Origin of the sequence: Tabrizicola sp. (assembly GCF_034366665.1) — a bacterium.
In the GTDB taxonomy this organism is placed as follows: domain Bacteria; phylum Pseudomonadota; class Alphaproteobacteria; order Rhodobacterales; family Rhodobacteraceae; genus Tabrizicola.
In genome coordinates this window covers 1-26,153 of sequence record NZ_JAXMMF010000095.1, presented here as the reverse complement: position 1 = coordinate 26,153, position 26,153 = coordinate 1, and the positions used below count along the sequence as shown (strand labels likewise).

Annotated in this window: 27 protein-coding genes; 20 read left to right on the top strand and 7 right to left on the bottom strand. The window is 66.2% G+C overall.

The window, feature by feature from the left end:
• Positions 1-52: 52 nt before the first annotated feature.
• On the top strand, positions 53-1,183 hold the full coding sequence (locus tag U1E69_RS12520; protein WP_322244699.1) for a GlxA family transcriptional regulator: 1,131 nt from the start codon (positions 53-55) through the stop codon (positions 1,181-1,183).
• 22 nt (positions 1,184-1,205) lie between these two features.
• Here the strand turns inward: U1E69_RS12520 and U1E69_RS12515 are convergent, their stop codons facing one another.
• Positions 1,206-2,240: an LLM class flavin-dependent oxidoreductase gene (locus tag U1E69_RS12515; RefSeq protein ID WP_322244698.1), complete on the bottom strand. Its 1,035-nt coding sequence runs from the start codon at positions 2,238-2,240 to the stop codon at positions 1,206-1,208.
• Positions 2,241-2,255: 15 nt separating this feature from the next.
• On the bottom strand, positions 2,256-3,728 hold the full coding sequence (locus tag U1E69_RS12510) for an aldehyde dehydrogenase (RefSeq protein WP_322244697.1): 1,473 nt from the start codon (positions 3,726-3,728) through the stop codon (positions 2,256-2,258).
• Between the two features lie 133 nt (positions 3,729-3,861).
• On the opposite strand from U1E69_RS12510, the gene U1E69_RS12505 reads away from it, so the two are divergent.
• Genes U1E69_RS12505 through U1E69_RS12490 form a run of 4 tightly spaced genes read left to right on the top strand, consistent with a single transcriptional unit; the run spans position 3,862 to position 6,556 of the window.
• Positions 3,862-4,242 carry a RidA family protein gene (locus U1E69_RS12505; protein ID WP_322244696.1) on the top strand — a complete coding sequence of 127 codons (381 nt, stop codon included), beginning with the start codon at positions 3,862-3,864 and terminating at the stop codon, positions 4,240-4,242.
• Positions 4,239-5,024, top strand: coding sequence for an alpha/beta fold hydrolase (locus U1E69_RS12500; RefSeq protein WP_322244695.1), 786 nt, complete (start codon positions 4,239-4,241; stop codon positions 5,022-5,024). The genes U1E69_RS12505 and U1E69_RS12500 overlap by 4 nt, the downstream gene beginning before the upstream one ends.
• Positions 5,021-5,935, top strand: a complete 915-nt coding sequence (locus tag U1E69_RS12495; RefSeq protein WP_322244694.1) for a flavin reductase family protein — start codon at positions 5,021-5,023, stop codon at positions 5,933-5,935. The genes U1E69_RS12500 and U1E69_RS12495 overlap by 4 nt, the downstream gene beginning before the upstream one ends.
• 15 nt (positions 5,936-5,950) lie before the next feature.
• Positions 5,951-6,556 (top strand): amino acid synthesis family protein, encoded by a 606-nt coding sequence (locus U1E69_RS12490; RefSeq protein WP_322244693.1) that lies wholly within the window; start codon positions 5,951-5,953, stop codon positions 6,554-6,556.
• Positions 6,557-6,717: 161 nt separating this feature from the next.
• Here the strand turns inward: U1E69_RS12490 and ychF are convergent, their stop codons facing one another.
• The gene (gene ychF, locus U1E69_RS12485) at positions 6,718-7,815 is read right to left on the bottom strand and encodes a redox-regulated ATPase YchF (RefSeq protein WP_322244692.1); all 1,098 of its coding nucleotides are present in this window, start codon (positions 7,813-7,815) and stop codon (positions 6,718-6,720) included.
• A 119-nt stretch (positions 7,816-7,934) separates the two neighbouring features.
• Between ychF and trpA the strand changes: the two genes are divergently transcribed.
• Positions 7,935-8,726, top strand: a complete 792-nt coding sequence (trpA, locus tag U1E69_RS12480; protein WP_322244691.1) for a tryptophan synthase subunit alpha — start codon at positions 7,935-7,937, stop codon at positions 8,724-8,726.
• Positions 8,727-8,801: 75 nt separating this feature from the next.
• On the opposite strand, the gene U1E69_RS12475 is transcribed toward trpA, so the two are convergent.
• Entirely contained in the window at positions 8,802-9,107 is a 306-nt protein-coding gene (locus U1E69_RS12475; RefSeq protein ID WP_322244690.1) for a hypothetical protein, read from the bottom strand.
• 126 nt (positions 9,108-9,233) lie between these two features.
• Here U1E69_RS12475 and U1E69_RS12470 point away from each other — a divergent pair, with 126 nt between their 5' ends.
• The 5 genes from U1E69_RS12470 (at position 9,234) to U1E69_RS12450 (ending at position 14,453) form a co-directional block, all read left to right on the top strand.
• The gene (locus U1E69_RS12470; protein ID WP_322244689.1) at positions 9,234-9,659 is read left to right on the top strand and encodes a MarR family winged helix-turn-helix transcriptional regulator; all 426 of its coding nucleotides are present in this window, start codon (positions 9,234-9,236) and stop codon (positions 9,657-9,659) included.
• 66 nt (positions 9,660-9,725) lie between these two features.
• Positions 9,726-10,313: a hypothetical protein gene (locus U1E69_RS12465; protein WP_322244688.1), complete on the top strand. Its 588-nt coding sequence runs from the start codon at positions 9,726-9,728 to the stop codon at positions 10,311-10,313.
• A 69-nt stretch (positions 10,314-10,382) separates the two neighbouring features.
• Complete coding sequence (locus tag U1E69_RS12460; RefSeq protein WP_322244687.1) at positions 10,383-11,546, top strand: alpha-hydroxy acid oxidase; 1,164 nt, start codon at positions 10,383-10,385, stop codon at positions 11,544-11,546.
• Between the two features lie 134 nt (positions 11,547-11,680).
• Positions 11,681-13,066: an aspartate aminotransferase family protein gene (locus U1E69_RS12455; protein ID WP_322244686.1), complete on the top strand. Its 1,386-nt coding sequence runs from the start codon at positions 11,681-11,683 to the stop codon at positions 13,064-13,066.
• 1 nt (position 13,067) lies between these two features.
• Positions 13,068-14,453, top strand: a complete 1,386-nt coding sequence (locus U1E69_RS12450; RefSeq protein WP_322244685.1) for a glutamine synthetase family protein — start codon at positions 13,068-13,070, stop codon at positions 14,451-14,453.
• Between the two features lie 48 nt (positions 14,454-14,501).
• Here U1E69_RS12450 and U1E69_RS12445 read toward each other — a convergent pair whose 3' ends face one another.
• The 3 genes from U1E69_RS12445 to U1E69_RS12435 all read right to left on the bottom strand — a co-directional run bounded on the left by U1E69_RS12445 (position 14,502) and on the right by U1E69_RS12435 (position 17,092).
• The gene (locus U1E69_RS12445; protein WP_322244684.1) at positions 14,502-15,206 is read right to left on the bottom strand and encodes a cobalamin biosynthesis protein CbiX; all 705 of its coding nucleotides are present in this window, start codon (positions 15,204-15,206) and stop codon (positions 14,502-14,504) included.
• Between the two features lie 49 nt (positions 15,207-15,255).
• Positions 15,256-16,386, bottom strand: a complete 1,131-nt coding sequence (locus U1E69_RS12440) for an aromatic ring-hydroxylating oxygenase subunit alpha (protein WP_322244683.1) — start codon at positions 16,384-16,386, stop codon at positions 15,256-15,258.
• Between the two features lie 64 nt (positions 16,387-16,450).
• Positions 16,451-17,092, bottom strand: a complete 642-nt coding sequence (locus U1E69_RS12435) for an SGNH/GDSL hydrolase family protein (RefSeq protein WP_322244682.1) — start codon at positions 17,090-17,092, stop codon at positions 16,451-16,453.
• 136 nt (positions 17,093-17,228) lie between these two features.
• Here U1E69_RS12435 and U1E69_RS12430 point away from each other — a divergent pair, with 136 nt between their 5' ends.
• The 9 genes from U1E69_RS12430 to U1E69_RS12390 all read left to right on the top strand — a co-directional run.
• A complete protein-coding gene (locus tag U1E69_RS12430; RefSeq protein ID WP_322244681.1) occupies positions 17,229-18,293 on the top strand; it encodes a LacI family DNA-binding transcriptional regulator in 1,065 nt (354 codons plus the stop codon).
• A 152-nt stretch (positions 18,294-18,445) separates the two neighbouring features.
• Complete coding sequence (locus tag U1E69_RS12425) at positions 18,446-19,768, top strand: ABC transporter substrate-binding protein (protein WP_322244680.1); 1,323 nt, start codon at positions 18,446-18,448, stop codon at positions 19,766-19,768.
• Between the two features lie 153 nt (positions 19,769-19,921).
• Positions 19,922-20,869: a sugar ABC transporter permease gene (locus tag U1E69_RS12420; protein ID WP_322244709.1), complete on the top strand. Its 948-nt coding sequence runs from the start codon at positions 19,922-19,924 to the stop codon at positions 20,867-20,869.
• 121 nt (positions 20,870-20,990) lie between these two features.
• On the top strand, positions 20,991-21,932 hold the full coding sequence (locus U1E69_RS12415) for a carbohydrate ABC transporter permease (RefSeq protein WP_322244679.1): 942 nt from the start codon (positions 20,991-20,993) through the stop codon (positions 21,930-21,932).
• An 85-nt stretch (positions 21,933-22,017) separates the two neighbouring features.
• Positions 22,018-22,206, top strand: coding sequence for a hypothetical protein (locus tag U1E69_RS12410; protein ID WP_322244678.1), 189 nt, complete (start codon positions 22,018-22,020; stop codon positions 22,204-22,206).
• A gap of 5 nt (positions 22,207-22,211) precedes the next feature.
• Positions 22,212-22,577 (top strand): VOC family protein, encoded by a 366-nt coding sequence (locus U1E69_RS12405; protein WP_322244677.1) that lies wholly within the window; start codon positions 22,212-22,214, stop codon positions 22,575-22,577.
• Complete coding sequence (locus U1E69_RS12400; protein WP_322244676.1) at positions 22,570-23,664, top strand: ABC transporter ATP-binding protein; 1,095 nt, start codon at positions 22,570-22,572, stop codon at positions 23,662-23,664. Before U1E69_RS12405 ends, U1E69_RS12400 begins: the two co-directional genes overlap by 8 nt.
• Positions 23,657-24,649: an ABC transporter ATP-binding protein gene (locus tag U1E69_RS12395; protein ID WP_322244675.1), complete on the top strand. Its 993-nt coding sequence runs from the start codon at positions 23,657-23,659 to the stop codon at positions 24,647-24,649. The genes U1E69_RS12400 and U1E69_RS12395 overlap by 8 nt, the downstream gene beginning before the upstream one ends.
• A gap of 12 nt (positions 24,650-24,661) precedes the next feature.
• Positions 24,662-26,153, top strand: a 1,492-nt coding sequence (locus U1E69_RS12390; RefSeq protein WP_322244674.1) for a dihydroxyacetone kinase subunit DhaK, incomplete at its 3' end; no start/stop codon positions are given.

The window sequence follows — 26,153 nt, the reverse complement described above, 5'->3', positions numbered from 1 at the left end:
TGGACAGCCACCACCCTTTCCCCCCGGTATTCCGACGGCTATCCTGCCGCCCATGACGGAAAACCGCATCTCCGCCCCCGCCCTGCGGACCCCCGTCGCGCCCGTGACGCGGGTCACCTTCGTCATCATCCCCCGCTTCAACATGGCGACCCTGATCAGCCTGATCGAGCCCCTCCGCGTCGCCAACTACCTCGCCCCCGAACCGCTCTACCAGTGGGAAATCCTCTCCCCCGACGGGTCCGAGATCCCCGCCTCGAACGGCCTGACGATCACCGCCCAACCCCTCTCCGACCGCCCCCGCCGCGGCGAGCTCATCTGCGCCCTCGCCTCGTGGGGGGCCGAGGACTACGCCAACCGCGACCTCCTGGCCTGGCTCCGCCGCCAGTCCCGCGACGGCGCCCGCCTCTGCGCGGTCGAACTTGGCTGCTACCTTCTGGCCCGCGCCGGCCTCCTCACCGCCACCCCCATCGCGACCCACTGGTCCTGGGCGCCGGGCTTTCAGGAACGCTACCCCGACGTCCCCCTCCTCGAACAACTCTACACTGAAGGCGACCCCATCCTCTCCTGCGCGGGCGGCCTTGGCGGGGCCGATTTCATGCTCCGCCAGATCGCCCGAAGCCACGGTGACAGCATGGCGGGTGAGGTCGCCGACCAGATGCTCCACCACCCCGTCCGCCCGCCCGAAGCCCCCCAGCGCCGCACCCTCGGCCAGGGCACCGACCAGTTCTCACCCACCCTGCGGAAGGCCATCGCCCTGATCGAGGCGAACATCGCCGACCCCCTGCCGGTCCCCGAAATCGCCCAGCGCCTTGGCCTTTCCCAACGCCAGCTTGAACGCCAGTTCCACAAGGGGCTTGGCTGCTCGGTCGTGCAGTTCGGCACCCTCGTCCGCCTGCAACACGCCCGGGTCCTGCTGATCGCGACAAAGCTGACCGTCCGCGAGATCGCCACCGCCACCGGCTTCAACGCCCTCAGCCACTTCGCATCCGCCTTCCGCAAATGCTTCGACCGCCGCCCCAGCGACTACCGCCAGGGCTGGGCGCCCACGGAAGCCACCCCCTCCTGGCCCGGCACGCTGACCAGCTACCTGGAAACGCTGCGCGAACGCACCACCCGTGCGGTCCGCGACAAATCCTCCTCGTTCGACTTCGTCTCCTCGTCGGAGCATCCCAGCGAGGAGTGACGAAGTCATCGACGAGCGGCGATCACGAGAACGCCGGAATCACTTCCTTGCAGAACAGCTCCATCGACCGCTTCTGCTCGGCCAGCCCCAGCCCCAGCGAGGCGTAGTAGATGAACTCATCCACCCCGATCGCTTCATACAGCTTCAGCTTGGCGATTACCTCGTCGGGCGTCCCGAACATCAGGTTCCGGCTCAGCATCTCCGGGTCATACTCCGCCCGGTTGCCCAGCTGATCCAACGGAATTGCCTTTGGGAACCCGTTCGCCACATCGCCCATGTTCTTGAACAGGTTCTCGAATTGCGACAGCTGCCTTTGAGCCGCGCGGACCGGGACCATCCAGTCCTCCTTCTGGTCATAGACCGCCGTATGGCGCATCATCGCCATCACCGGCCGCTTCTTGCCCGGATTGTTCGCCAGCGCCTCGGCCATCCGGCCCATGTAAAGCTCCGCCTCCGCCATGTCCCGGGTCAGCGGCCAGGACTGGATGTTGCAGCCATGCTTGACCGCATAGTCATAGGTGATCGGAGCCCGCGCCGCGACCCAGACCGGGACCTCGGCCTGCACCGGCTTCGGACAAGAGGTCGAGGCCGGGAACGACCAATGCTCCCCCTCATGCGCATAGTCGCCCTGCCACAAAGCCCGGATCACCGGCAGCATCTCCTGCATGTAGCGCCAGGCGTCGGTCTGCTTCAGCCCCGGCCGCATCCGGTCGAACTCACGCTGATAGGCGCCCGAGCCGATGCCGAACTCCAGCCGCCCGCCCGAGATAAGGTCGACAAACGCCGCCTCCCCCGCTGCCTTGATCGGGTGCCAGTAGGGCGCCGCGATGACTGCCGTGCCCAGCCGGATGTCGTTCGTATGCTCGGCCCACCAGGTCAGGATCGAAAACGGGTTCGGCGCGATGGTCATCTCCAGCGCGTGATGCTCCGCCGCCCAGGCGATGCGAAAGCCGCCCGCGTCGGCCATCTGCACCATCTCCAGCGTGTGCTTGGCCACGTCCTTCATGGACAGCGTATCGTCGATCCGCTCCATGTTGATCGCCAGATGAAATTTCATTTCAGTCTCCCTAGATCAGCGCATCACGAAAGGATTGGCGATGGGCTCGGATGAGGTGTTGACCCAGATCGTCTTGGGCCGCGTGTAGTCGTACAGCGCCTGGAATCCGCTTTCGCGCCCATAGCCCGAACCCTTGACCCCGCCAAAAGCCGCAATCGGCGACACCGCGCGGTAGGTGTTCACCCAGACGATCCCGGCGCGAATGGCCTTCGCCACCCGCATCTGCCGCGCACCGTTCAAGGTGAAAACCCCCGCCGCCAGCCCATGCTGCGAGCGGTTCGCCAAGGCCACGGCCTCCGCCTCGTCCCTGAACCGCAGCACCGAAAGCACCGGCCCGAACAGCTCGGTATCCACGATGGTCAGGTCGGGTGATGGGCAGTCGACAATCGTCGGCTCGTAATACGTCCGGCCCAGCGCGGGCTGCTTGCCGCCAGTCAGAACCGTCGCCCCCTCGCTCACCGCCAAAGCCACCTGAGCCTCGATCAGCCGCACCTGCGCCTCGGTGCAAAGCGGCCCCATCTGCGTCTCGTCCGCCAGGGGATCGCCGATCCGAATGGCCCGCGCCGCCGCCACCAGCCGCGCCAGGAACTCATCCGCCACTGCCTCATGCACAATCAAACGAGACCCCGCAACGCAGCTTTGCCCCGTCGCGCCGAAAATCCCCGCCATGCAGCCGTTCACCGCGCTGTCCAGGTCCGCATCCTCGAACACCACAAACGGCGACTTCCCCCCCAACTCCAGCGACACCTCCGCGAAATTCTCCGCCGAGTTCCGCACCACATGCCGCGCCGTCTCCGGCCCCCCCGTGAACGACACCCGGGCGACCAGGGGGTGAGAGGTCAGCACCCGCCCCACCTCGCCATGCCCCGAAATGATGTTCACCACCCCCGCCGGAAACCCCGCCGCCTCGATCAGCCGCCCGAACTCCAGCATCGGGACCGAGGCGTGTTCAGACACCTTCAAGACCACCGTATTCCCCGCTGCCAAAGCCGGCCCCAGCTTCACCGCCGACAGGAACAGCTGCGAGTTCCACGGCACCACCGCCGCCACCACGCCCAACGGCTCGCGGTTGGTGAAGACCAGCATGTCCGGCTTGTCGATCGGCAGCACCTCGCCCGCGATCTTGTCCGCCGCCCCGGCATAGAAGTGGAAGAACTCCGCGATGTATTTCGCCTGCCAGCGCGTCTCTTTCAGCATCTTGCCGGTGTCGAGGGTCTCCGCCCGCCCCAGCTCCTCCGACGCCTCGGCCAGCAAGTCCCCCAGCTTCCGCAAGCACTTGCCCCGGGCCGACGGCGTCATCGCCCCCCACTCACCCGCCAAAGCCCGATCCGCCGCCCGCACCGCACAGTCCACGTCCGCTGCCGTCGCCTCCGGCACCTCGGCCCAGACCGCGCCCGTCACCGGCGAGACCGACGGAAACACCCCACCATCTGAGGCCCCGACCCATTCCCCGTCGATCAGCATCTGGCAGCGCTTGATCTCAGACATCCTCGTCCTCCCGGCTTTCCCCGTTGATGCCGCGCCACGGTGCGCCTTGTTTCCGAAATTTCGCCACCCCATGACGAAAATTCGCAATCCGTCGCCGTTATGGAATGGCACACCAAGTCCTATGGAAAAGCGCATGAAAGAGATCATCGGCGGCCCGCTCGTCATCAACGGACGGACCCTTTCCCTGTCGAAAGCCGTCCGCGCGGGCGATTTCGTCTTCCTGACCGGCCAGATCCCGATGGTCGGCGGCGAGGTCCTCACCACCGGCACCATCGAGGACCAGACCCGCGCCTGCCTCGACCGCATCACCGAGACCCTCGCCGAAGCAGGTTGCACCCGCGACGACGTGGTGAAAACGATGGTCTGGCTGAAGGACCGCGCCGATTTCCCCGGCTTCAACGCGGTCTACGGCGACTACTTTCCCACGCACCCGCCTGCCCGTTCCGCCCTCGTCTCCGACTTCCTCGTCGACATCCGCGTCGAGGTCGAGGTCATCGCCTGGAAGCCGCTATGATCCACAACGGCACCACCTACGACCTCACCGGCCCCGAGGACGCCCCCGTGGTGGCCCTGATCCACGGCCTCGGCCTGACCCGCGCCGTCTGGCAGTGGCTGATCCCCGACCTCACGAAATTCCGCGTCCTGACCTACGACCTGATCGGCCATGGGCAATCCGCCCCGCCCGAGGGCGACCCCACGCTCAAGGACCTGTCAGACCAACTCGCCCAACTCCTCGACCACCTGAACATCGACAAAGCCGCCGTGGTCGGCTTCTCCCTTGGCGGGATGATCGCCCGCCGCTTTGCGCAAGACTACCGCGACCGCACCACGGCCCTTGTCATCCTGCACTCTGCCCACAAACGCACCGAGAAACAGCAGGCCGCGATCCTCTACCGCGTCGCCCAGGCCGAAGCCGAAGGCCCCGAAGCCACCGTCGAGCTTGCCCTGCAACGCTGGTACACCGACCACGCCCAAGCCACTCGCCCCGACCTGATGGACCTGACCCGCCACTGGGTCCTGTCGAACAGGCGTGAGGTCTACGTCAAACTCTACCGCATCCTCGCAAACGGAGTGGACGAGATCGTCGCCCCGAACCCGCCCATTTCGGTCCCCACCCTCGTCCTGACCGGCGACGAGGATCACGGCAACAACCCCGCCATGAGCATCGCCATCGCCGAGGACATCCCCCGCGCCCGCCTCGTCATCCTGAAGGGCCTCCGCCACATGGCGCTCGCCGAAGACCCCGCGGCGGTGAACCGCCCCGTCACCGATTTCCTGACCGAGGTCCTGCGATGACCGACCCGAAAGACCTTGACCCCAAAGCCCTCCGCCAAGCCTTCGGCGCCTTCGCGACCGGCGTCACCGTCGTCACCACCCGCCAGCCCGACGGCACGCCCCGGGGCTTCACGGCGAACAGCTTCACCTCGGTCTCCCTCGACCCACCCCTTCTCCTCGTCTGCCTCGCCAAGACCGCGCATTCCGCCGACACCTTCGCCGCAGCGCCCCATTTCGCCGTCAACATCCTCTCGGAAGACCAGAAAGCCGTCTCCGGCCTCTTCGCCTCGCGCGCGCCCGACAAGTTCGCCCAATGCGCCTGGACCCCCGGCCCCGCCGACATGCCGCTGATCGACGGCGCGCTGGCAACATTCACCTGCGCAAACCACCAGCTTGTCGACGCAGGCGACCACCTGATCCTGATCGGCCGCATCCACGACTTCGCCACCGCCGAAGGCCAACCCCTCGGCTACTTCCGCGGCAACTACTTCTCGGTCGGGATCGAGAAAGACCTCGCCGAAGCCGCCGCCGCGACGAAAGGCAGCCGCCTGGGCGCAGTGCTGGCCTGCAACGGCGGGGTCCTTCTCAAGGACGACGGCAAGCTTTGCCTCCCCCTCGCGCCCCAACCCACGCTTGACAGCCTGACCGCCAGCCTCACCGCCCAAGGCCTGATGCCCGAGATCGACTTCGTCTATGCCGCCTTCGACGACCGCAGCACCGGCGGCCACGCGGTCTATTACCACGGCACCGTCCACGGCACCCTGCCAAACGGGTATCGCATCCTGCCCCTGGCCGACCTCGCCAGCGCCGCACTTGCCAATCCGGCCGAGGCGCAGATGCTGTGCCGCTATGCCGAGGACTTCCGCAACGGCAGCTTCTCGATCTACCACGGCACCGAAACCACGGGCCAAACCCGCCAACTCGGCGCTTAAGACAAGGAACCCCCGATGTCCCTCCCCGAACTCCGCAAGCTTGTGACCTATGACGAGGATACGGTCACCGACGGCGGCCGCGCCTGCACCCCGCCCCTGCGGATGATCGCCGTCGCCGCAGTGGTCACCAACCCCTGGTACGGCCGGGGGTATGTCGATGACCTCTCACCCGAGATCAAACGGATGGGACCCGCGCTTGGCAAACTCCTCACCGACCGCCTGATCCGCCTGGCAGGTGGGGGCGACAAGATCGAGGCCTACGGCAAGGCCGCCCTCTGCGGCACGGCGTGTGAGCTGGAACATTGCTCTGCCCTGATCCATACCCTGCGCTTTGGCAACTTCTACCGCGAGGCCGTGGGGGCCAAGACCTACCTCGGCTTCACCAACACCCGCGGCCCGGCCAACACACAGATCCAGATCCCGCTGATGGACAAACACGACGCCGGCCGCCGCTCGCACTATCTGACGGTGCAGTTCAGCGTCCCCGACGCGCCGGGCCACGACGAGCTTGTCATCGCCCTCGGCGCGTCTTTGGGAGGCCGCCCCCACCACCGCATCGGCGACCGCTATCAGGACCTGAAGGAAATGGGCGGCGAGGTTGACAATCCGGCGGGGGTGTAACCCAGGGAACCCTCCTCGTTCGACTTCGTCTCCTCGTCGGATGATCCCCAGCGAGGAGTGACGAAGTCATCGACGAGCGGCACCACGGGGTTGACACCGTCCGAACGCCCACCGTCAACCCATTGAAATCGCTGGCCCGGAAACCCGTTCGCGCGTGGACACTACCCGTTGAACAGGAAGTGCAGGACGTCCCCGTCCTTCACTTCATAGGTCTTCCCCTCGACCCGGAACTTGCCCGCTTCCTTGGCCCCCGCCTCGCCGTTCCCGGCGATGTAATCGTCGTAACCCACGGTCTCGGCCCGGATGAACCCCTTCTCGAAATCCCCGTGGATGACCCCCGCCGCCTGCGGAGCCAGGGTCCCCTTGGTGATCGTCCAGGCCCGCGCTTCCTTCGGCCCCACCGTGAAATAGGTCTGCAAACCGAGGAGCGCATAGCCCGCCTTGATGAGGCGATCCAAGCCCGCCTCGTGCAGCCCCATCTCTTCCAGGAACATCGCCGCCTCGTCCTCGGGCAGCTGCGCCAGCTCTTCCTCGATCCGGGCCGAGATCACCACCGACGCCGCCCCCTGCGCCGCCGCCATTTCCGCCACCCGCGCCGACTGGGAGTTGCCAGAGGCCGCCGAGGCCTCCTCGACGTTGCAGACGTAGAGCACCGGCTTCGCGGTCAGAAGCTGCAGCATCCGCCACTGTTTGCGGTCCTCCTCCGCGATCTTCAGCGTCCGCGCCGGGCGGCCTTCGTTCAGCGCAGCCAGCGCCGCGCGGAGCAGTCGGTCCTGATCCAAGACCTCCTGATCCCCGCCCCGCAGCTTCTTGCCCAGCGCGGTCAGGCGACGCTCGATCGACTCCATGTCCGCCAGCATCAGTTCCGTCTCGATCGTCTCGGCGTCCGCCACCGGGTCGATCCGGCCCTCGACATGGGTGATGTCGCCGTCTTCAAAGCAGCGCAGCACATGGGCGATGGCGTCGCATTCGCGGATGTTGGCCAGGAACTGGTTTCCCAGCCCTTCGCCCTTCGACGCGCCGCGCACCAGACCAGCGATGTCGACGAAGGTCATCCGCGTCGGGATGATCTGCTTTGACCCGGCGATGGCCGCCAGCTTGTCCAGCCGCGCATCGGGGACGGACACCTCGCCCACGTTGGGTTCAATGGTGCAGAACGGGAAGTTCGCCGCCTGCGCCGCCGCCGTCCGGGTCAGCGCGTTGAAGAGGGTGGACTTGCCCACGTTCGGCAGCCCGACGATGCCCATCCTGAAACCCATCATTCCCTCCATTGGCGACAGGGGGCCTTCTACGGGCGCGCGCCTCAAGGATCAAGCGGCCCCCATTGATTTCCCCCGCGCCCGCATGGCAGATGGAGCCGTTGACAAGGGGGACCACCATGACACGGATCGACGACACCTTCGCCCGCCTGCGCGCGCAGGGCAAAAAGGCCTTCGTCGCCTATATCATGGGCGGCGATCCTGATGAGGCGACGAGCCTTGCCGTCATGCAGGGCCTGCCCGCCGCCGGGGTCGACGTGATTGAACTCGGGATGCCCTTCACCGATCCCATGGCCGACGGCCCGACGATCCAGGCCGCCGGTCAGCGCGCGCTGGAAGGCGGGATGACGATGGACAAGGTGCTGGCGATGGTCCGCGCCTTCCGGGCCGGGGACAAGACCACGCCCATCGTCCTCATGGGCTATTACAACCCGATCTATTCGCGCGGTGTCGACCGCTTCCTGAAAGACGCGACCGAGGCCGGGATCGACGGGCTGATCGTCGTCGACCTGCCGCCCGAGGAAGATGACGAGCTTTGCATCCCCGCCCAGACTGCGGGCCTCAACTTCATCCGTCTTGCCACCCCGACCACCGATGCCAAACGCCTGCCCAAGGTGCTGCAAAACACCAGCGGGTTTGTCTATTACGTGTCCGTCACCGGGATCACCGGCGCTGCCGCCGCAGTGGCCACCGATGTCGCCCCCGAGGTCGCCCGCATCAAGCGCTCTACCGATCTGCCGATCATCGTGGGCTTCGGGATCAACACCCCCGCCCAGGCGCAAGCCATCGCATCCGTCGCGGACGGCTGTGTTGTCGGGTCAGCCATCGTCAAGGACATCGGCGCGGGCGTTCCGGTGGCCGAGGTGCTGGCCCGCGTCAAGGCGCTTGCCGACGGAGCCCATTCCGCGTGACCGGCAGGGCCTGGACCCAGATTTCCTGATCAAGAAATCTGTCCCTGGGACAGCCGCGCCGATCCGGGATCAGCTTCAGGGCTGTATCGGCTCGATGCGGGTCACCGTTCCGGCCTCACGGCCCGTCGGATCGATATAGGCCAGCCGGCCCGCCTCGTGCGCGATCTTCCAGTATCCCTCCGGCCCGCCCGTCCAGGCGACGTGATAGCCATCGGGCCGCGGTGTCCACGCGCCGTTCAGCGGTGGCTTGCCGGGCAGGACCATCTGCGCCATCCCACCTGCACCGAAGCTCATTTTCGCATCGGTGCCCTGCCCGATGTCGATATGGTGCGTGAAGCCTGGCAGCAGAACCTCCAGCACGGCCTTCTCAAGAACTCTCATCGCGACATCCTTTTTCTGCCGGGAATGTCCCGGCGCTTGGCAACTGACCGGAAATGGTCTAGAAACTTGACTATTGGCCGACAGGGCCGAGATTGTCAAGTCACTTGACCATATGGAGCCTGAAGGATGGTCCCAGACCATATCGGCTGGACTTTGTGGCGGGCCAATGTGGCCTGGCGCAAGGATTTCGTCGCTGCGATGGCGGCGGCCGGTCACAGCTGGTTCGCACAAGCCCGCGGCAACCTTCTGGTCCACATCGGCCCGGACGGCATCCGGCAAGGTGACCTGGCCGAGAAGGCCGGGCTGACAAAACAGGCCGTCCAGCAGTTCGTTGACGAGCTGGTGAAAGACGGCATCGTCATGCGCACGCCGGACACGACCGACGCCCGCGCCCGGCGTGTCCGCCTGACACCAGAAGGCGAGGCCGCCATGCGCGACGCCGACCGCATCAAGCTGCAGATCGAGGCGCGCTGGCGCGATCATCTCGGGGACGCGGTCTTTTCCAACCTGAAGACCGCCCTGAGCCGACTGATCGACCACCCGCCCGGCTGAAACCGCCGTTCTTGTCGCAGGCCCACTGTTCCTTTACGCTTTGCGCTGCGGACGGACGGAGGGGGCATGTCGATCATCCTTGGCCAGCACGTGACGCTTTCGGGCAAAGTCACCACCCTGCAATGGATCAAGCCGGGCTATGAGGCGGAAACCGAAGCCGCCCTTGGCTTTCACCGGGGTCGTCTTGCCCAAGGCTACTGGATTCTGGTGCTGAAGCAGCTGCCCCGGCCCGACCAGTTCCGCTTTGACGGCACGACGCTGAACTCGGGCGGTCGGCTGGGCCTGCCGGCAGCCACCTCGGCCGCCGATCTTCAGCGTCCGAAGGTGCATGACCAGGTCCTGGGTCAGCGCGGCGCGGCCGGCTACGCCGACCTCCAGACCCGCACGCTGCGCGACATCCGCATCCAGGGAGAGCAGCGCATCGCCAAGGTCCTGCCCGCCACCCGGCACGACGCCCTGATGCCACCCGGCCACCAGTATCCGGCTGGCGGAGGCGGGCTGCAATGGTCGATCCTCCCACCCGGACTGCCCTTCCTGGCCGCAGCCGAGGTCCGCGCCGACGGCACCGTCGCAATTCCCGGCCGGGTGCTTGATCTTGCCACGGGCGATTACGCGAAGCGCGCCCTCTTGCGTCACGCGCTGATGCTGGCCTGACCCCGCGTTCCCGCTTGCGCTGGCGGCGCCGATTGGTAAGTTCATTTCACCAATATCCAGGGGACCCACATGCCCGTCATCACCTGCATCGAGGACCTCAAGCGCCTGCACCAGAAGCGCACGCCGAAGATGTTCTGGGACTACTGCGAAAGCGGCAGCTACACCGAACAGACCTTCCGCGAGAACACTTCCGACTTCGCGCAGATCCGCTTTCGCCAGCGCGTGGCGCGTGACCTGACGGGCCGGGCTCTGGACAGCACGATGGCCGGACAAAAGGTCTCGATGCCCGTGGCCCTCGCCCCGGTCGGCTCCACCGGCATGCAGCACCCGGACGGCGAGATCCACGCCGCCCGCGCCGCGGCCAAGGCCGGGGTGCCCTTCACCCTCTCTACCATGTCGATCTGCTCGATCGAGGACGTGGCCGCCCACAGCCCCGACCCGTTCTGGTTCCAGCTTTACGTGATGAAGGACGAGGACTTTGTCGATGCGATCATCGAACGCGCCCGGGCGGCAAGATGCAGCGCACTTGTGCTGACGCTGGACCTGCAGATCCTGGGCCAGCGCCACAAGGACCTGAAGAACGGCCTCAGCTCGCCGCCAAAGCCCACCATTGCGAACCTGATCAACATCGCCACCAAGCCGCGCTGGGCGCTGAAGATGGCGCGGACCCCCCGCCGCCAGTTCCGCAACATCGTCGGCCATGTGAAGGGTGTGCAGAAACTGTCGGACCTGACCGCCTGGGCGAACGAACAGTTCGACCCCAAGCTGGACTGGTCCAAAGTCACCCGCATCCGCGACCAGTGGAAGGGCAAGTTCATCCTGAAGGGCGTCCTTGACGCCGAGGATGCCAAGATGGCCGCCGACGCGGGCGCAGACGCCGTGATCGTGTCGAACCACGGCGGGCGGCAACTGGACGGCGCGCTCTCGTCGATCCGCATGTTGCCACAGGTCGTCCGCGCCATCGGCGACCGGACCGAAGTCTGGATGGACGGCGGCATCCGGTCGGGGCAAGACGTGCTGAAGGCGCTCTCCCTTGGCGCCAAGGGCACGATGATCGGCCGCGCCTACATCCACGGTTTGGGTGCCATGGGCGAGGCCGGGGTGACCGCCGCACTTGACGTGATCCGCAAGGAAATGGACATCACCATGGCCCTTTGTGGCGAGCGGGACGTCAAGAACATGGGCCGCCACAACCTTCTGGTCCCCGAGGATTTCGAGGGCCGCTGGGCCTGAAAAATCCGCTCGTCGTTCGCCTGCGGCGCTCCTCGCTGACCGCCCGCGACGAGAAGCCGAAGGCGCACGAGGAGCAGCCGCTTGCTATTTGATCAAATTCCGGCATAAACGCAGCGACACCTCCGGGGCCTGCCATGTCCGCTGAAACCATCGCCGGTATTTCCACCGATCGCCTGACCGCTTTCGCCGCCCGTGAAGCAGCGGTTTATGCAAAGGCGCGCCCCAGGGCGCTGAAGGCCCTCGCCGCCGGTGCGGGCAACTTCCTTGGCGGCGTCCCGATGCACTGGATGGCCGACTGGCCGATGCCGCACCTGCCGCTGGTCGCCAAGGCGCAAGGCGCCCGGATCGAGGATATCGACGGGGTGAAGCTGGACGACTTCTGCCTGGGCGACACCGGGTCGATGTTCGGCCACTCCCCAGCGCCGGTGGCAAAAGCCATCCGCCACCAGGCCCGGCGCGGTCTGACCTACATGCTGCCGACCGAGGCCGCTTTGGAGGCCGGGCGCTTGCTGACTGACCGTTTCGGCCCCTTCCGCTGGCAGATCGCCACCACTGCCACCGACGCCAACCGCTTTGCCCTGCGCGTCGCGCGCGCCATCACCGGAAAGCCCAAGGTCCTGGTCTTCAACGGCTGCTACCACGGCACGGTGGACGACACCTTCGTCTCCCTGGAGAACGGCCGAACCGTCAACTCCCCCGGCCTCCTCGGCCAGGTCAACGACCTCACCCAGACCGCCGTCTGCGCCGAATTCAACGACCTGGCCAGCGTCGAGGCCGCGCTTGCCAAAGGCGACGTGGCCGCGATCCTGACCGAGCCGGTGATGACCAACTCTTGCATGGTCCTGCCCGAGCCGGGGTTCCACGACGGTCTCCGCCAGCTTTCCCTCAAATACGGCGCGCTTCTCATCATTGACGAGACGCACACCATTTCCTCCGGCCTTGGCGGCTATACCCGCGTCCATTCGCTGCGCCCCGACATCTTCGTCGTCGGCAAATGCGTGGCGGGCGGCATGCCCACCGCCGTCTGGGGCCTCACCGAGGACACGGCGAAACGCTACCACGAGGCGGACGCAAAACGGGAACCGGGCCGCACCGGCATGGGAACCACGCTGTCAGCGAACCCGATGCAGTTCGCCTGCCTCGTCGCCACCCTTGGGGAGGTGATGACCCCGGCCAACTACGCCCATATGGAGAAGCTGGCCGAACGCCTCTCTCACGGCCTTGCGAAGGTGATCGACAAGCACCGCGCCCCCTGGCACGTCGTCCGCGTCGGCGCGCGGGTGGAATTCATCTGCGCCCCCGGTCCGCTTCGCAATGGCACCCATGCAGAGGACGCGCACCAGCCAAGGGTCGAGGCCGCGATCCACACCGGCCTCATCAACCGCGGCACGCTCATCGCACCCTTCCACAACATGATGCTGATCAGCCCCGCGACGAAAAAGGCGCAGGTCGACCGCCTGGTCGCCAGCTTCGACGCCATCCTGACCGACCTTTTCCCCGATCTTCCCAAGGCCAACTGACATGACGCACAGCCCCTCCGGTTCCACTCCAGCCGAGGCGGAAGCCTTTCTCGCGGCCCACCCCGAGATCGAGGCTTTTGACATTATCCTGCACGACGCCAATGGGATTGGCCGCGGAAAGATCATCCGCCGGCATGAGCTTTTGTCTTTTTACAACAACGGCCGCCACCTGCCGATCTCGATCCTCGGTCTCGACATCTGCGGCGAGGATGTGCACGAAACCGGCCTGATCTGGGATCAGGGCGACGGTGATTTGCGCGCCTGGCCGATCCCCGGCACGCTGAAGGCGCTGCACAACACCCAACCGCCGCGCGGCGAGGTGTTCATGTCGATGTACATGCTGGACGGCGCGCCCATGTCCAGCGATCCCCGCCACGCCTTGCAGCGCCAGGTGGACGCCTTCGCCGCCGAGGGCCTGCACCCCGCAGGGGCGTTCGAGCTGGAATTCTTCCTCCTCGACCCCGAACGCGGCCCCGACGGCAAGATGCAACCCGCTCGCGACGTCCTTGACCGCCGCGCCTCGCGCAAGACCGAGGTCTATTCCGTCGACCACCTGCACGGGATGCTGCCGCTTTTCAGCGACATCTATGCAGGCGCCGCAAAGGCCGGGATCAAGGCCGAGACGCTGATCTCCGAATACGCCCCGGGCCAGTATGAACTGACCCTGCACTACCGCGAGAACGTCATGCAGGCCGCCGACGACCTGATGCGCCTGAAGCGCATCGTCCGCGCCCAGGCCCGCGCGCATGGCGTCGTTGCCTGCTTCATGGCCAAGCCGAACGAGAACTACGCCGGTTCGGGGATGCATTTCCACGTCTCGCTTCTGGACGACAAGGGCCACAACGTCTTCATCGAAAGGGAGGAGGGCAACTGGAACCCCACCATCCTTCACGCCCTTGGCGGCCTCAAGCAGACGATGGCCGAATCGATGCTGGTCTTCGCCCCCCACGCCAACTCCTGGCGCCGCTTCGCGAGCCAAAGCTATGCGCCGGTTTCCCCCACCTGGGGCGTCAACAACCGCTCGGTCGCGCTGCGCATCCCCGCGGGGGACATCAAGGCGCGCCGGATCGAACACCGCCCCGCCGGGGTGGACGCGAACCCCTACCTGGTGGCCGCGACAGTGCTTGCGGGTGTCCGCAAGGGGATGCGGGACCAGATCGACCCCGGCCCGGAAACCACCGGCAACGGATACGAGGACGAAGGTAGCGCCGCAATCCCGACCGACTGGAAATCCGCGATCGACGCGGCCAAGCGGTCCGAGTTCCTGAAGGACGCGCTGGGTGAGGACATGCACCGCACCTTCACCGCGATCATGGCCGCCGAATATGCGCGGGTGATGCGGACCGTCAGCGAAGTGGACTTCGACCTCTACCTGCACACGGTCTGACCGCCGGGACCCAAATTTCTTAAGCAAGAAATTTGTCAAAATCCTTGCTTAAGGATTTTGGCCCTGCGCCCACCGGCACGCCCCCGCACAGACTGGCACGCCCCGCACAAGCGCCGCCGCGATGATCCCCGGCACCCGCGCGTCCAGCCCCACCGGCGGCAGGACGCGCCCCGTGAACCCCGCTTCGGCCAGTGCCGCCGGAATGTCGTCGCTCACATGCCCTCCCTCGGCCGCGAAGAACGGCAGGCAGACGCCCGTCCGCCCGGTCAGCGAGGCCAACTGCGGCTCCTGATCGATGAACCCCGCCGCAACGTCGGCCCCCGTCTCGGCCCCGATCCTTCCGGCCACATGGAACGCGATGTCCGACGGCACCGCGGATTTGAACGAGCCATGCGCGGCAAGGATGACCTCCGTCGCCGCCGCCTCCCGCACCAGCGCCACGCAAAGATCATGGACAGCGGGATCACAGCCGAAGGGCTCCAGCACTGACCAGCCCGCGGCCCCCGCCTCGGCCAGCCGTTTCGGGATCTGCACCTTGGTGAACCAGCCCCCGGTCATGAACATCGGGAAGACCACGCCCGCCGGTCGGCCAGCAACGGCGCGGGCAATCGCCCCCTCTTCGGCCAGCGTCGCGGCCCCGACCGACCAGCCGGGAAGCAACGCTTCCACACGCGCGGCCAGATCTTCCAAGGCGGCCCCGGCGGGGCGGGGGTCAGAGGGCTGGCCGTGGGCCACGATCAGGGCATTTGTCATGTGCGGATAGGTGACGCCACGCGCCGCAAGGTCAAGCCCCCCGAAAAGTTCAGGGCATCCGGCTGGCGATATACCGGGCGAAATCGTAGTTCGGCCGCTCCAGATGGCTCAGCGTGCCCGGGCTGGACATCCCGGCGCAAAGCCCCCGCCAAACCTTCTCGACGCAGCCCTTGTCCTCGACGTTCACGTCATCCAGCAGCGCCTTGACGGATGCCAGATGCGCCTCGGCCCCAGGGTCGGCCATCCACTCGGCACTCATCCCGCCTCCGAACAGCACCCGGACCGAGCCCGGCCCGTCCGGCGTCAACGACAGGTACCAGAAATACCCCGGCGTCAGGGTGATCAGCAGCGCCGGGTAGATCGCCATAAGCCAGGTGATCCGCCGGCCATTCCCCTGCAAGACCGTATTCGACGGATGCGCCAAGGCCAGCGGCACCAGGTCGTTCTTGACGATCCAGTGGTAGTTGAACGCCGCTTCCCCCTCGGGGCACTCCATCTTGTTCAGGTCGGACGCGCCCCCGATGGTCCCCGCATGGCAGACCGGCAGATGGTAGCTTTCCATGAAGTTCTCGGCCAGCACCTTCCAGTTGGTGTCCCAGCGGAACTCTTCGCGGAAGACCTCGCGGTAATCCTTCATCGGCAAATGGCCCACCAGCCGGTCCACTCCGGCCAGCCGCTCGGCCACCGGCACAGCATCGGGCGACAGGGTCACCATGATCCAGCCCTGCCAGTCCTCGACCCGGACGGTGGGCAGCTTCACGTCCTCCTTGCAGAAGGCCTCGTTGCGCGCCATCGCCGGCGCACCCCGCAAGGAGCCGTCCAGGTTGTAGGTCCAGGCGTGATACGGGCAGACGATCGACCGCACATTCCCCCGGCCTTCCAACAGAGTGCTCATGCGGTGGCGGCAGACGTTGGACATGCCGCGCAATACGCCCTCGCGGTCGCGCAGGATGATCACCGGCTCTCCGGCGATCACCATCGTCAGATAGTCGCCGGGGTTCGGCAGCGCATCCGCCCGGCCTGCGCAAAGCCACTCTTTCGCGAAGATATGCTCCTCTTCGGCCTTCGCGAAATCCGGCGAGGTATAGACCGACTTCGGCATGGCCCGCGCCCTTTCGAACGGGACCGAGACATTGGCGCGGAGTTCCGCAATGGCAAGCGAGGGATCGTGCTGGGTCATTGGGGGCCTCCTGCCGTCAGCTTGCGCCCCGACGGCCCTCCGTTCCAGCCGAAATCCGACAGCATCAGGGGAAATGCGCCCTGATCGCCGCCGCAAAAGCCTGGGCCAGCGCCGGGTTCGCCTCGGCGTCGTAGTGGATGCCGTCGATGGGCGAAACCTTGACCACCTGCCCCGTATCCAGGAACGCCACACCCGCCCGCCTTGCCGCCGCTTCCACCTCGGCGGCCAGCCTCTGCGACTTCGCCGCCCCGCCCGCGAACATCTCCTTCAGGCAGCCCACCTCGATGATCGGCGGCGGGGCCACCAGCAGCACTTGCGGCCCCGCGCCGCCCGGCCCGCAATCCGACGCACGGATCATCCGCACCAGCCGCTCCAGCGAATGCCCGATGTCGGCGGCATTGACCGAAAAGCGCGGCTTCAGGTCATTCGTGCCCAGCATGACCAGCACCACGTCGATGGGCTTGTGACTTTCCAGCAGCGCCGGCAGCACCGTCAGCCCGTTGCGATGCTCGCCCTCCACCGGATCGTCGTGCACCGTCGTCCGGCCCGGATGCCCCTCGGTGATAACCTCCCAATCGACGAGCAGCTTCGCCAGCCGCCCAGCCCAGCGCTCCTCCCGGTCAAAGCGGCCTGCCCCGGCAAGATCGGGCATCGGTATCGTGCCGTGCGTGTTGCTGTCCCCGAACAGCAGGATCGTTCTGGTCATGCATCCCTCCCACATGGATCTGCCCCCACCCTAACCGCCCCGTCCGCCGCCTTGAACGACAAAAGCGCGACCCAAAACCTGATTGACGTACCTCAGACCGCGTCGGATACTTGATACCGGAAACCTGGAGCCGACCTTGCGGCCAACTGTCAACGATATCGCCCGCGAGGCTGGGGTCAGCCTTGCTACAGTCGACCGTGTCCTGAACGCGCGGCCAGGCGTGCGGGAAAAGACCGTCAAGGCGGTGAACGACGCCATCGCGAAGCTGGGCTATGTCCGCGACCTGACGGCGGCAAACCTGGCGCGCAGTCGCAACTACCGGGTCGCTGTGGTCCTGCCGGATACGGAAAGCCAATTCATTCAATCCCTTGCCGCTTCTCTGGATGAGGCCGGTCAGGCCGCCGCCACCAGCCGGACCGAGCTGCGCCTTCTCCGGTTCCCGGCAGAAGACCCGCATGCGCTGGCCGCCCTTCTGGCCGAGCTTCCGGGCCGCGGCTATGTCGGCGTCGCGCTGATGGCACCGGAAACCCCGGTCCTGCGCGATGCCGTCCGGTCGCTGCGTGCCAAGGGCGTCCCCGTCGTGGCGCTGGTCTCGGACCTGCCGACGACGGGCCGAGACCACTTCGTCGGGATCGACAACCGCGCGGCCGGGCGCACGGCGGGCGTGCTGATGGGCCGGTTCCTGGGAAATGCCGGGCAGGTGCTGGTCCTTGGCTCTTCGCTTCTCGCCCGCGACATGGTCGAGCGCCGCGGCGGTTTTGACGAAGTCCTTTTGCGCGACTTTCCCGCCATCGAGCCCCTTCCCTCGCTGGAAACCCACGGCTCCAGCCGCCTGCTGCGCCTGGCCGTGGCGGAACGGCTTGCCAACACCCCCGGAATCCGCGGCATCTATGCGATGGGAGACGGCCACCGGGCACTGACCCAAGTCATTGGGGAGCTTGGACTTTCTGGCAAGATGACTGTCATCTGCCACGAACTGACCGCCCATTCCCGACAGGCCCTCTCCTCGGGCGAGATCACTGCCGTCATCACCCAGAACCTTGGCCACCTCGCGCGGTCCACCTTGCGCGTGCTGCGCGCCAAGGCCGACAACCAGCCGCTGGACGAAGGCCAGGAGCAGATCCGGATCGAGATCGTCCTGCGCGAAAACCTTCCCGCTCTTCCTGATTCGGTGTCCGCCACGTCCCACGCGGTCGCCTGACGCCGGTCAAATCGCTTTGACCAAGCCCCTTCGGGATATTTGAGGTACGTTCCTCAAAAATGCTTTACAGCCGCGCCGCCTTCCGCCTATCGTCAGCGCAATCCAAAGAAGGCCCGGCAACGGGTCCATTTCCATCAAACCGGGAGGAATGCATGAAACGGACAACTCTGGCCGCATCCGCGGCCATCGCCCTCGTCTGGGCCAGCCAGGCCAGCGCGCAGGACAAGGAACTTACGCTTTGCTGGGCGGCCTGGGACCCGGCGAACGCGCTGGTCGAGCTCTCGAAGGACTTCGAGGCCCAGTCCGGCACCAAGATGAACTTCGAGTTCGTCCCCTGGCCCAACTTCGCCGACCGGATGCTGAACGAGCTGAACTCGGGCGGCCAGCTGTGCGACCTGATGATCGGCGACAGCCAGTGGATCGGGGGGGCCGCCGAAAACGGCTGGTACGTCAAGCTGAACGACTTTTTCGCCGCCGAAGGCATCTCGATGGACGCCTTCGTGCCCGCCACGGTGACCGGCTATTCCGAATGGCCGAAGAACACCCCGAACTACTGGTCGCTTCCCGCCTTCGGTGACGTCGTCGGCTGGACCTACCGCAAGGACTGGTTTGAACGCCCCGAGATCATGGCCGCCTTCAAGGAAAAGACCGGCCGCGACCTGACGCCACCCGCCACCTTCGCCGAGCTGAAGGAAGTGGCCGAGTTCTTCCAGGGCCGCGAGATCGACGGCAAGACGATCTACGGCGCGTCGATCTACACCGAACGCGGGTCCGAAGGCATCACGATGGGCGTGATGGACGTCCTTTATTCCTTCGGCTTCAAGTACGACAACCCCGACAAGCCCTATGACATGGAGGGCTTCGTCAACTCGGAAGGCGCCGTCGCGGGGCTGGAGTTTTACAAGTCGCTTTACGATTGCTGCGTCGCCCCGGGCACTTCGAACACCTACATGGGCGAAGGCATCGACGCCTACAAATCCGGCCAGGTCGCGATGCAGATGAACTTCGCCTTCACCTGGCCGGGCTTCGAGACCGACCCGAACGTGGGCGGCGGCAAGACCGGCTATCTGGTCAACCCGGCGGGTCCGGGCGGCGAGCGTTTCGCCCAGCTGGGCGGTCAGGGCATCAGCGTTGTTGCCAACACCGACAACATGGATGGGGCGCTGGCCTATATCAAATGGTTCGCCCAGCAGGACGTGCAACAGAAATGGTGGACGATGGGCGGCTTCTCGTGCCTGCGTGCCGTGGTGGAAGACCCGGCCTTCGCCACCAGCCAGCCCTATGCCCAGACCTTCCTGGACAGCATGGCCATCGTGAAGGACTTCTGGGCCGAGCCGTCCTATGCCTCGCTCCTTCAGGCGTCGCAGGCCCGCTTCCATGAATATGTGGTCGCCGGAAACGGCACCGCGAAAGAGGCGCTGGACGGCCTGATCGCCGACTGGACCGAAGTCTTCATGGACGAAGGCAAGCTGTGACGGCACCCTTCGCCGTCACACCCCGGGCTTGACCCGGGGTCTCGACACCCAGCGAAACTTCCCCTCTCCCAACCGGGAGGGGGGCACCCCTCACAGACCTTCCCTCGTTCACCGAAGGGGGTAGGCTGGGGACCTATTTCCCGACGGAATCAGATCATGCCGAACCCCATCGACATCGCGGCCCATGCCACCCCGCCCCGCCTTGCGCGCAAGGTCCGGGGCCTCTCGGACCGCACCATCGCCTGGATCTTCGTGGCCCCCACGATCTTCCTCCTCCTCGCGATCAACATCTTCCCGCTGATCTGGACCATCCGCCTTTCCTTCACCAACTACGCCGCCAACAAGCCGAATGCCGAGGTGAAATGGGTCGGCATCCGCAACTACACCCGCATCCTGACGGATGAGGATATCTGGTCGAACATGACCACCACAGCGCATTTCCTGATCTGGACCATCGTCCTGCAGGTCATCATCGGCTTCACCCTCGCCTGGCTGATCAACCGCAAGTTCAAGGGCAACGACCTGCTGACGACCCTCATCGTCGTCCCGATGATGCTGTCCCCTGCTGTGGTCGGCAATTTCTGGACCTTCCTCTACCAGCCGCAGATCGGCATGGTGAACTACATCGTCGAATTCTTCACCGGCATCCCCGCCGCCAGCTTCTCCATGCTAGGCCCGGGAGGCCTGGCACCCTGGGCGATCATCATCGTCGACACCTGGATGTGGACGCCCTTCGTGATGCTGATCTGCCTCGCGGGCCTGCGGTCAATCCCCGACTACATCTACGAAGCCGCCGAGGTCGACCGCGCCTCCAAATGGCGTCAGTTCTGGACCATCACCGTGCCGATGGTGTTGCCTTTTCTCATGTTGGCGGTGCTCTTCCGCGGCATCGAGAACTTCAAGATGTTCGATATGGTCAATTTGCTGACCGGCGGTGGTCCGGGCAGCGAGACGCTCCTGACCTCCATCGACCTCAAGCGCGAGGCGTTCGAAAAGTGGCGCACCGGCTATTCCAGCGCTTACGCGATCATCCTCTTCGTCACCGTCTTCGGCCTCGCCTCGATCTACGTGAAGGCCCTCAACAAGGTGAAGGAACGGTGATGTCCCTGACACCCCCGAAACCCCGTCCCGGGCTCGACCCGGGACCTCACTCCACCTCCATCGCCCGGCTTGACCGGAGGCCCCGGGTCAAGCCCGGGGCGGGTATCCCCGGAGCCACCCAATGAGCGCCTATTCTGTCACCGAACCCTCCAAAGCCTCGAAATGGGGCGCGGGCCTGCTGGTTACGCTCTACACCATCATCACCCTCTTGCCCCTGGTCTGGATCATCTCCACCAGCTTCAAGACCGGCCCGGACTCGATCTCCTACCCGCCCAAGGTCTTCTTCGACCCGACGGTGGAAGGCTACGTCAACCTCTTCACCACCCGCACCCGCCCCGCCGTGTCGGAACTCGAATCCCTCCCCCCGCCGCAAGGCCTCATGGAGGAAATCGCCCGCCGCCAGGGCACCATCATCACCGGCCCCTCCCGTTTCGGCGAACGCTTCCTGAACTCGGTCATCATCGGCTTCGGCTCGACGGCGCTTTCCATCATCCTCGGCACCCTCGCCGCCTATGCCTTCAGCCGCTTCAAGGTCCCCCTGAAGGATGACCTCCTCTTCTTCATCCTCTCCACCCGGATGATGCCCCCCATCGCCGTCGCGATCCCGATTTACCTCATGTACCGCGAGCTTGGCCTCTCGGACACACACCTCGGCATGATCCTCCTCTACACCGGGGTGAACATCTCCCTTGCCGTCTGGCTCCTGAAAGGCTTCATCGACGAGATCCCCCGCGAATACGAAGAGGCCGCGCTGATCGACGGCTACACCCGCTTCCAGGCCTTCCGCAAAGTCGTCCTGCCGCAGGCCGCTACCGGAATCGCCAGTACCGCGATCTTCTGCCTGATCTTCGCCTGGAACGAATACGCCTTCGCCGTCCTCCTCACCTCCGGCAACGCCCAGACCGCCCCGCCCTTCATCCCGACGATCATCGGCGTCGGCGGCCAGGACTGGCCCGCCGTTGCCGCAGGGGCGACCCTGTTCCTCCTCCCGGTGATGATCTTCACCATCCTTCTGCGCAAACACCTCCTGCGCGGCATCACCTTCGGCGCGGTGCGCAAATGACCCAGCCTTTCATACTGGCCCAAATATCCCCGCCGGAGGCATCCGCCCCCCGCCCCAAGCGCGCCGCCAAGGAAAGGAGCGCCCGATGACCACCTTCCTGACTGGCCTCCTCCGCCTGAAACGCGGCCCTTGGGAGATGCTCGCCACCATCCTCATCGCGCTTGGCGTCGTCATGCTGATGCAGCCCTTCTTCCTCTGGGCCTACACCTGGTCCTTCCTGGTCACCCTTGTCGGCACCGTGATGTTCATCATCACCAGCCATTTCCCCGAGTAAGCCTGATGCTAGAGAAACTGTCCCCCATCCTGCCCGCCCGCGACATCGCGGCGACCGAGGTCTTCTGGCAGCGACTGGGCTTCACCACCGTCTACCGCGACGCCGACTATCTCTTGCAAAAGCGCGAGGGGGCCGAGGTGCATTTCTTCCACCACGCGGACCTCGACCCTTACAAATGCGACCACGGGGCCTACCTGCGCCCCTCGGACATCAACGCGCTGGACGCCGAATGGGCCGCCCTCGGCCTGCCCGCCACGGGAATCCCGCGGCTGGAGCGGGCCGCCGACAAGCCTTGGGGCATGCGCGAACTGGCGCTCCTCGACCTCAACGGCAACCTCATCCGCGCCGGGCAGGAGACCCCCCTTGGCTGAAATCGTCATCAAGAACCTCCGCAAGGAATTCGGCGCCTTCACCGCCGTCAAAGGCTCCAGCTTCACCATCAAGGACGGTGAGTTCTTCATGCTGCTCGGCCCCTCGGGCTGCGGCAAGACCACGACACTGCGCATGATCGCGGGCCTCGAACTCCCCACCTCCGGCGAAATCCTGATCGACGGCGAAGACGTCTCCATGCGCCCCGCCTCCCAGCGCGACATCGCCATGGTCTTCCAGATGTTCGCCCTCTACCCGCACATGAACGTGCGCAAGAACATCGCCTACCCCCTTGTTTCCCAAGGCATCCCCAAGGCCGAGGTCCAGCGCAAGGTGGCCGAAGTCGCCAAGATCCTGCGCATCGACCACATGCTCGACAGCCCCGTCGGGGGCCTGTCCGGCGGCGACCGCCAGCGCGTCGCCCTGGGCCGCGCCATCGTCCGGAACCCCAAGGCCTTCATGATGGACGAACCCCTCGGCGCCCTCGACGCCGAATTCCGCGAGATCATGGCCGAGGAGCTTCGCGCCCTCCACGACCGCATGCACGCCACGACCGTCTACGTCACCCACGACCAGCTGGAAGCCATGCAGATGGGCGACAAGATCGTCGTGATGAACCACGGCGTCGTCGAACAGTTCGGTACCCCGCAGGACATCTACGACCACCCCGCAACCCTGTTTGTCGCCGATTTCATCGGCAGCCCATCGATGAACGTCCTGCGCTTCGACGGCACCGCCGCCGCAGGCGCGCAAGAGATCACCCTCGGCGACCACACCCAGACCCTCCCCCAACTCCAGGAACCCGCCGCCGGAGCCCTCGTCCTCGGCGTCCGCCCCGAACACGTCGCCCTCTCCGACACCGCCCCCCTGCGCGGCCGCATCGAGGCCACCGAATACCTCGGCACCACCCAGATCGTCACCCTCTCCACCCCCTTCGGCCCGGTGAAGGCCCGCACCCCCTCCACCACCCCCGCCAGACCCGGCGACCTCACCGGCCTCGCCCTGAACGCCCCCCGCCTCGCCCTCTTCGACGCCACCACCGGCCGCGCCTTCCGCACCGCCGCCAACGCCGGGGTCCATCATGGCTGAGGTCGAACTCAAGAACCTGTCCAAATCCTACGGCGCCACCCAGGCCCTCAAGGACGTCACCCTCACCATCCCGACCGGCGCCTTCGTCCTCCTCCTCGGCCCCACCGGCGCGGGCAAGACCACGACCTTGCGCCTGATCGCCGGTCTCGACAAACCCGACGCCGGCGACATCCGCATAGACGGCGCATCCGTCCTTCAGGAAACCCCCGCCCAGCGCGACGTGGCGATGGTCTTCCAGCAATACTCGCTCTACCCCCACCTCACCGTCCGCGAGAACCTGGCCTTCCCGCTCCGCTCCCCCATGATCGCGATGCCCGAACCCCAGATCGCCAAGCGCATCCAGGAAGTCGCCGAAGTCCTCCGCATCCCCCACAAACTCGACAACAAGGCCACCGCCCTCTCGGGCGGAGAGATGCAGCGCGTCTCCATCGGCCGCGCCCTCGTGAGGAACCCCCGCATCTACCTGATGGACGAACCGCTCAGCAGCCTAGACGCCAAACTCCGCGCCGACCTCAGGATCGAGCTGAAACGCATCCACACCGACCTCAACGCCACCTTCCTCTACGTCACCCACGACCAGATCGAGGCGATGACGATGGCCTCCCATGTCGGCGTCCTCGACCACGGCAAACTCGTCCAGTTCGGCACCCCGCGCGAGATCTACGAGGCCCCCGTCTCCACCTACGTCGCCTCCCGCCTCGGCCAGCCGCATATCAACCTCCTCCCCGCCACCGCCTTCCCCGGCGCACCCACGAACGCCGCGCAGATCGGCTTAAGACCCGAACACATCCATGTCGGGGAAGGCCAACCGGCCACCATCACCCGCGTCGAACACCTCGGCGACCAGACCCGCCTCCACCTCTCGCTCGGCCCGCACACCCTGATCACGCTCACAGAACCGCACACGCCGCTCAAACCCGGCGAAACCCTGAACATCCGCCCGCACAACCCCCTCTGGTTCGACACAGCCGGAAACCGCATCTGAAAGGCCAACCCCATGAAACAGTTCATGAACGCGCGCGACAGCCTTGTCACCGAAGCGATCGACGGCCTGCTCAGAACCAGCGCAGGCAAACTGGCCCGCCTCGACGGCTATCCCCACATCCGCGTCGTCGTCCGCACCGACTGGGACCGCTCCAAGGTCGCGCTTGTGTCAGGCGGCGGCTCCGGCCACGAACCCTCCCACGCCGGTTTCGTCGGCCAGGGCATGCTGACGGCAGCCGTCTGCGGCGATGTCTTCGCCTCGCCCTCCGTGGACGCCGTCCTTGCAGGCATCCTCGCCGTCACCGGCAAGTCCGGCTGCCTCCTCATCGTCAAGAACTACACCGGCGACCGCCTCAACTTCGGCCTCGCCGCCGAGCGCGCCCGCGCCTTCGGCCTCAAGGTCAGCATGGTCATCGTCGACGACGACATCGCGCTGCCCGACCTCCCCCAGGCTCGGGGCGTCGCAGGCACCCTCTTCGTCCACAAGATCGCCGGAGCGATGGCCGAATCCGGTGCCGACCTCGACACGATCACCGCCGCCGCCCACAGCGTTATCAAAGGCGCAATCTCCATCGGCATGTCCTTGGACACCTGCACTGTCCCCGGCTCCCCCAAGGAAGACCGCATCGCGTCAGGCAAAGCCGAACTCGGCCTCGGCATCCACGGCGAGGCCGGGATCGAACAGGTCGACTTCACCGGCGCCCGCTCTGCCATGCAGATGGTGGCCGAGAAACTCCTGCCCCACACCGGCAACGGCGACCACGTCGCCCTCCTCAACAACCTCGGCTCCACCACCCCCCTCGAAATGAGCATCCTCGCCGAAGAACTCGCCCGCTCCCCCCTCGGGCAAAAGGTCAAATGGATGATCGGCCCCGCCCCCCTGATGACCTCGCTCGACATGCACGGCTTCTCGGTCTCGCTCCTGCCCGTCGACCACGCTCAGGTGACCAGCCTCGCCGCCCCCGTCGCCCCCCACGCCTGGCCCGGCCTCTCCCCGTTCGGAGCCGTGGCGGTCCGCCCCCTCCCCGACGGCCTCGCTCCGATCCAGCCCGTCCCCAGCGCCCACCCCGCCCGCCGCGCCCTGATTGACCGCTGCTGCAAGGCCCTCATCGCCATCGAATCCGACCTGAACCTCCTCGACGCCAAGTCCGGCGACGGCGACACCGGCAGCACCCTCGCCGGTGCCGCCCGCGCCCTCCTGAGCGCCCTGGACCGCCTCCCCCTCGCCGACCCCACCCAGCTTTACCGCGCCATCGGTATGGAGTTGTCGCAGACCATGGGCGGCTCCTCGGGAGTCCTCCTCGCCATCTTCTTCGCCGCCGCCGGCGACGCGAGCGCCTCCGGCAAAACCTGGATCGGAGCCCTCACCGCAGGCCTCGACCGCGTGATGCAGGTAGGCGGAGCCGCCCCCGTCGCCCCCCACGCCTGGCCCGGCCTCTCCCCGTTCGGAGCCGTGGCGGTCCGCCCCCTCCCCGACGGCCTCGCTCCGATCCAGCCCGTCCCCA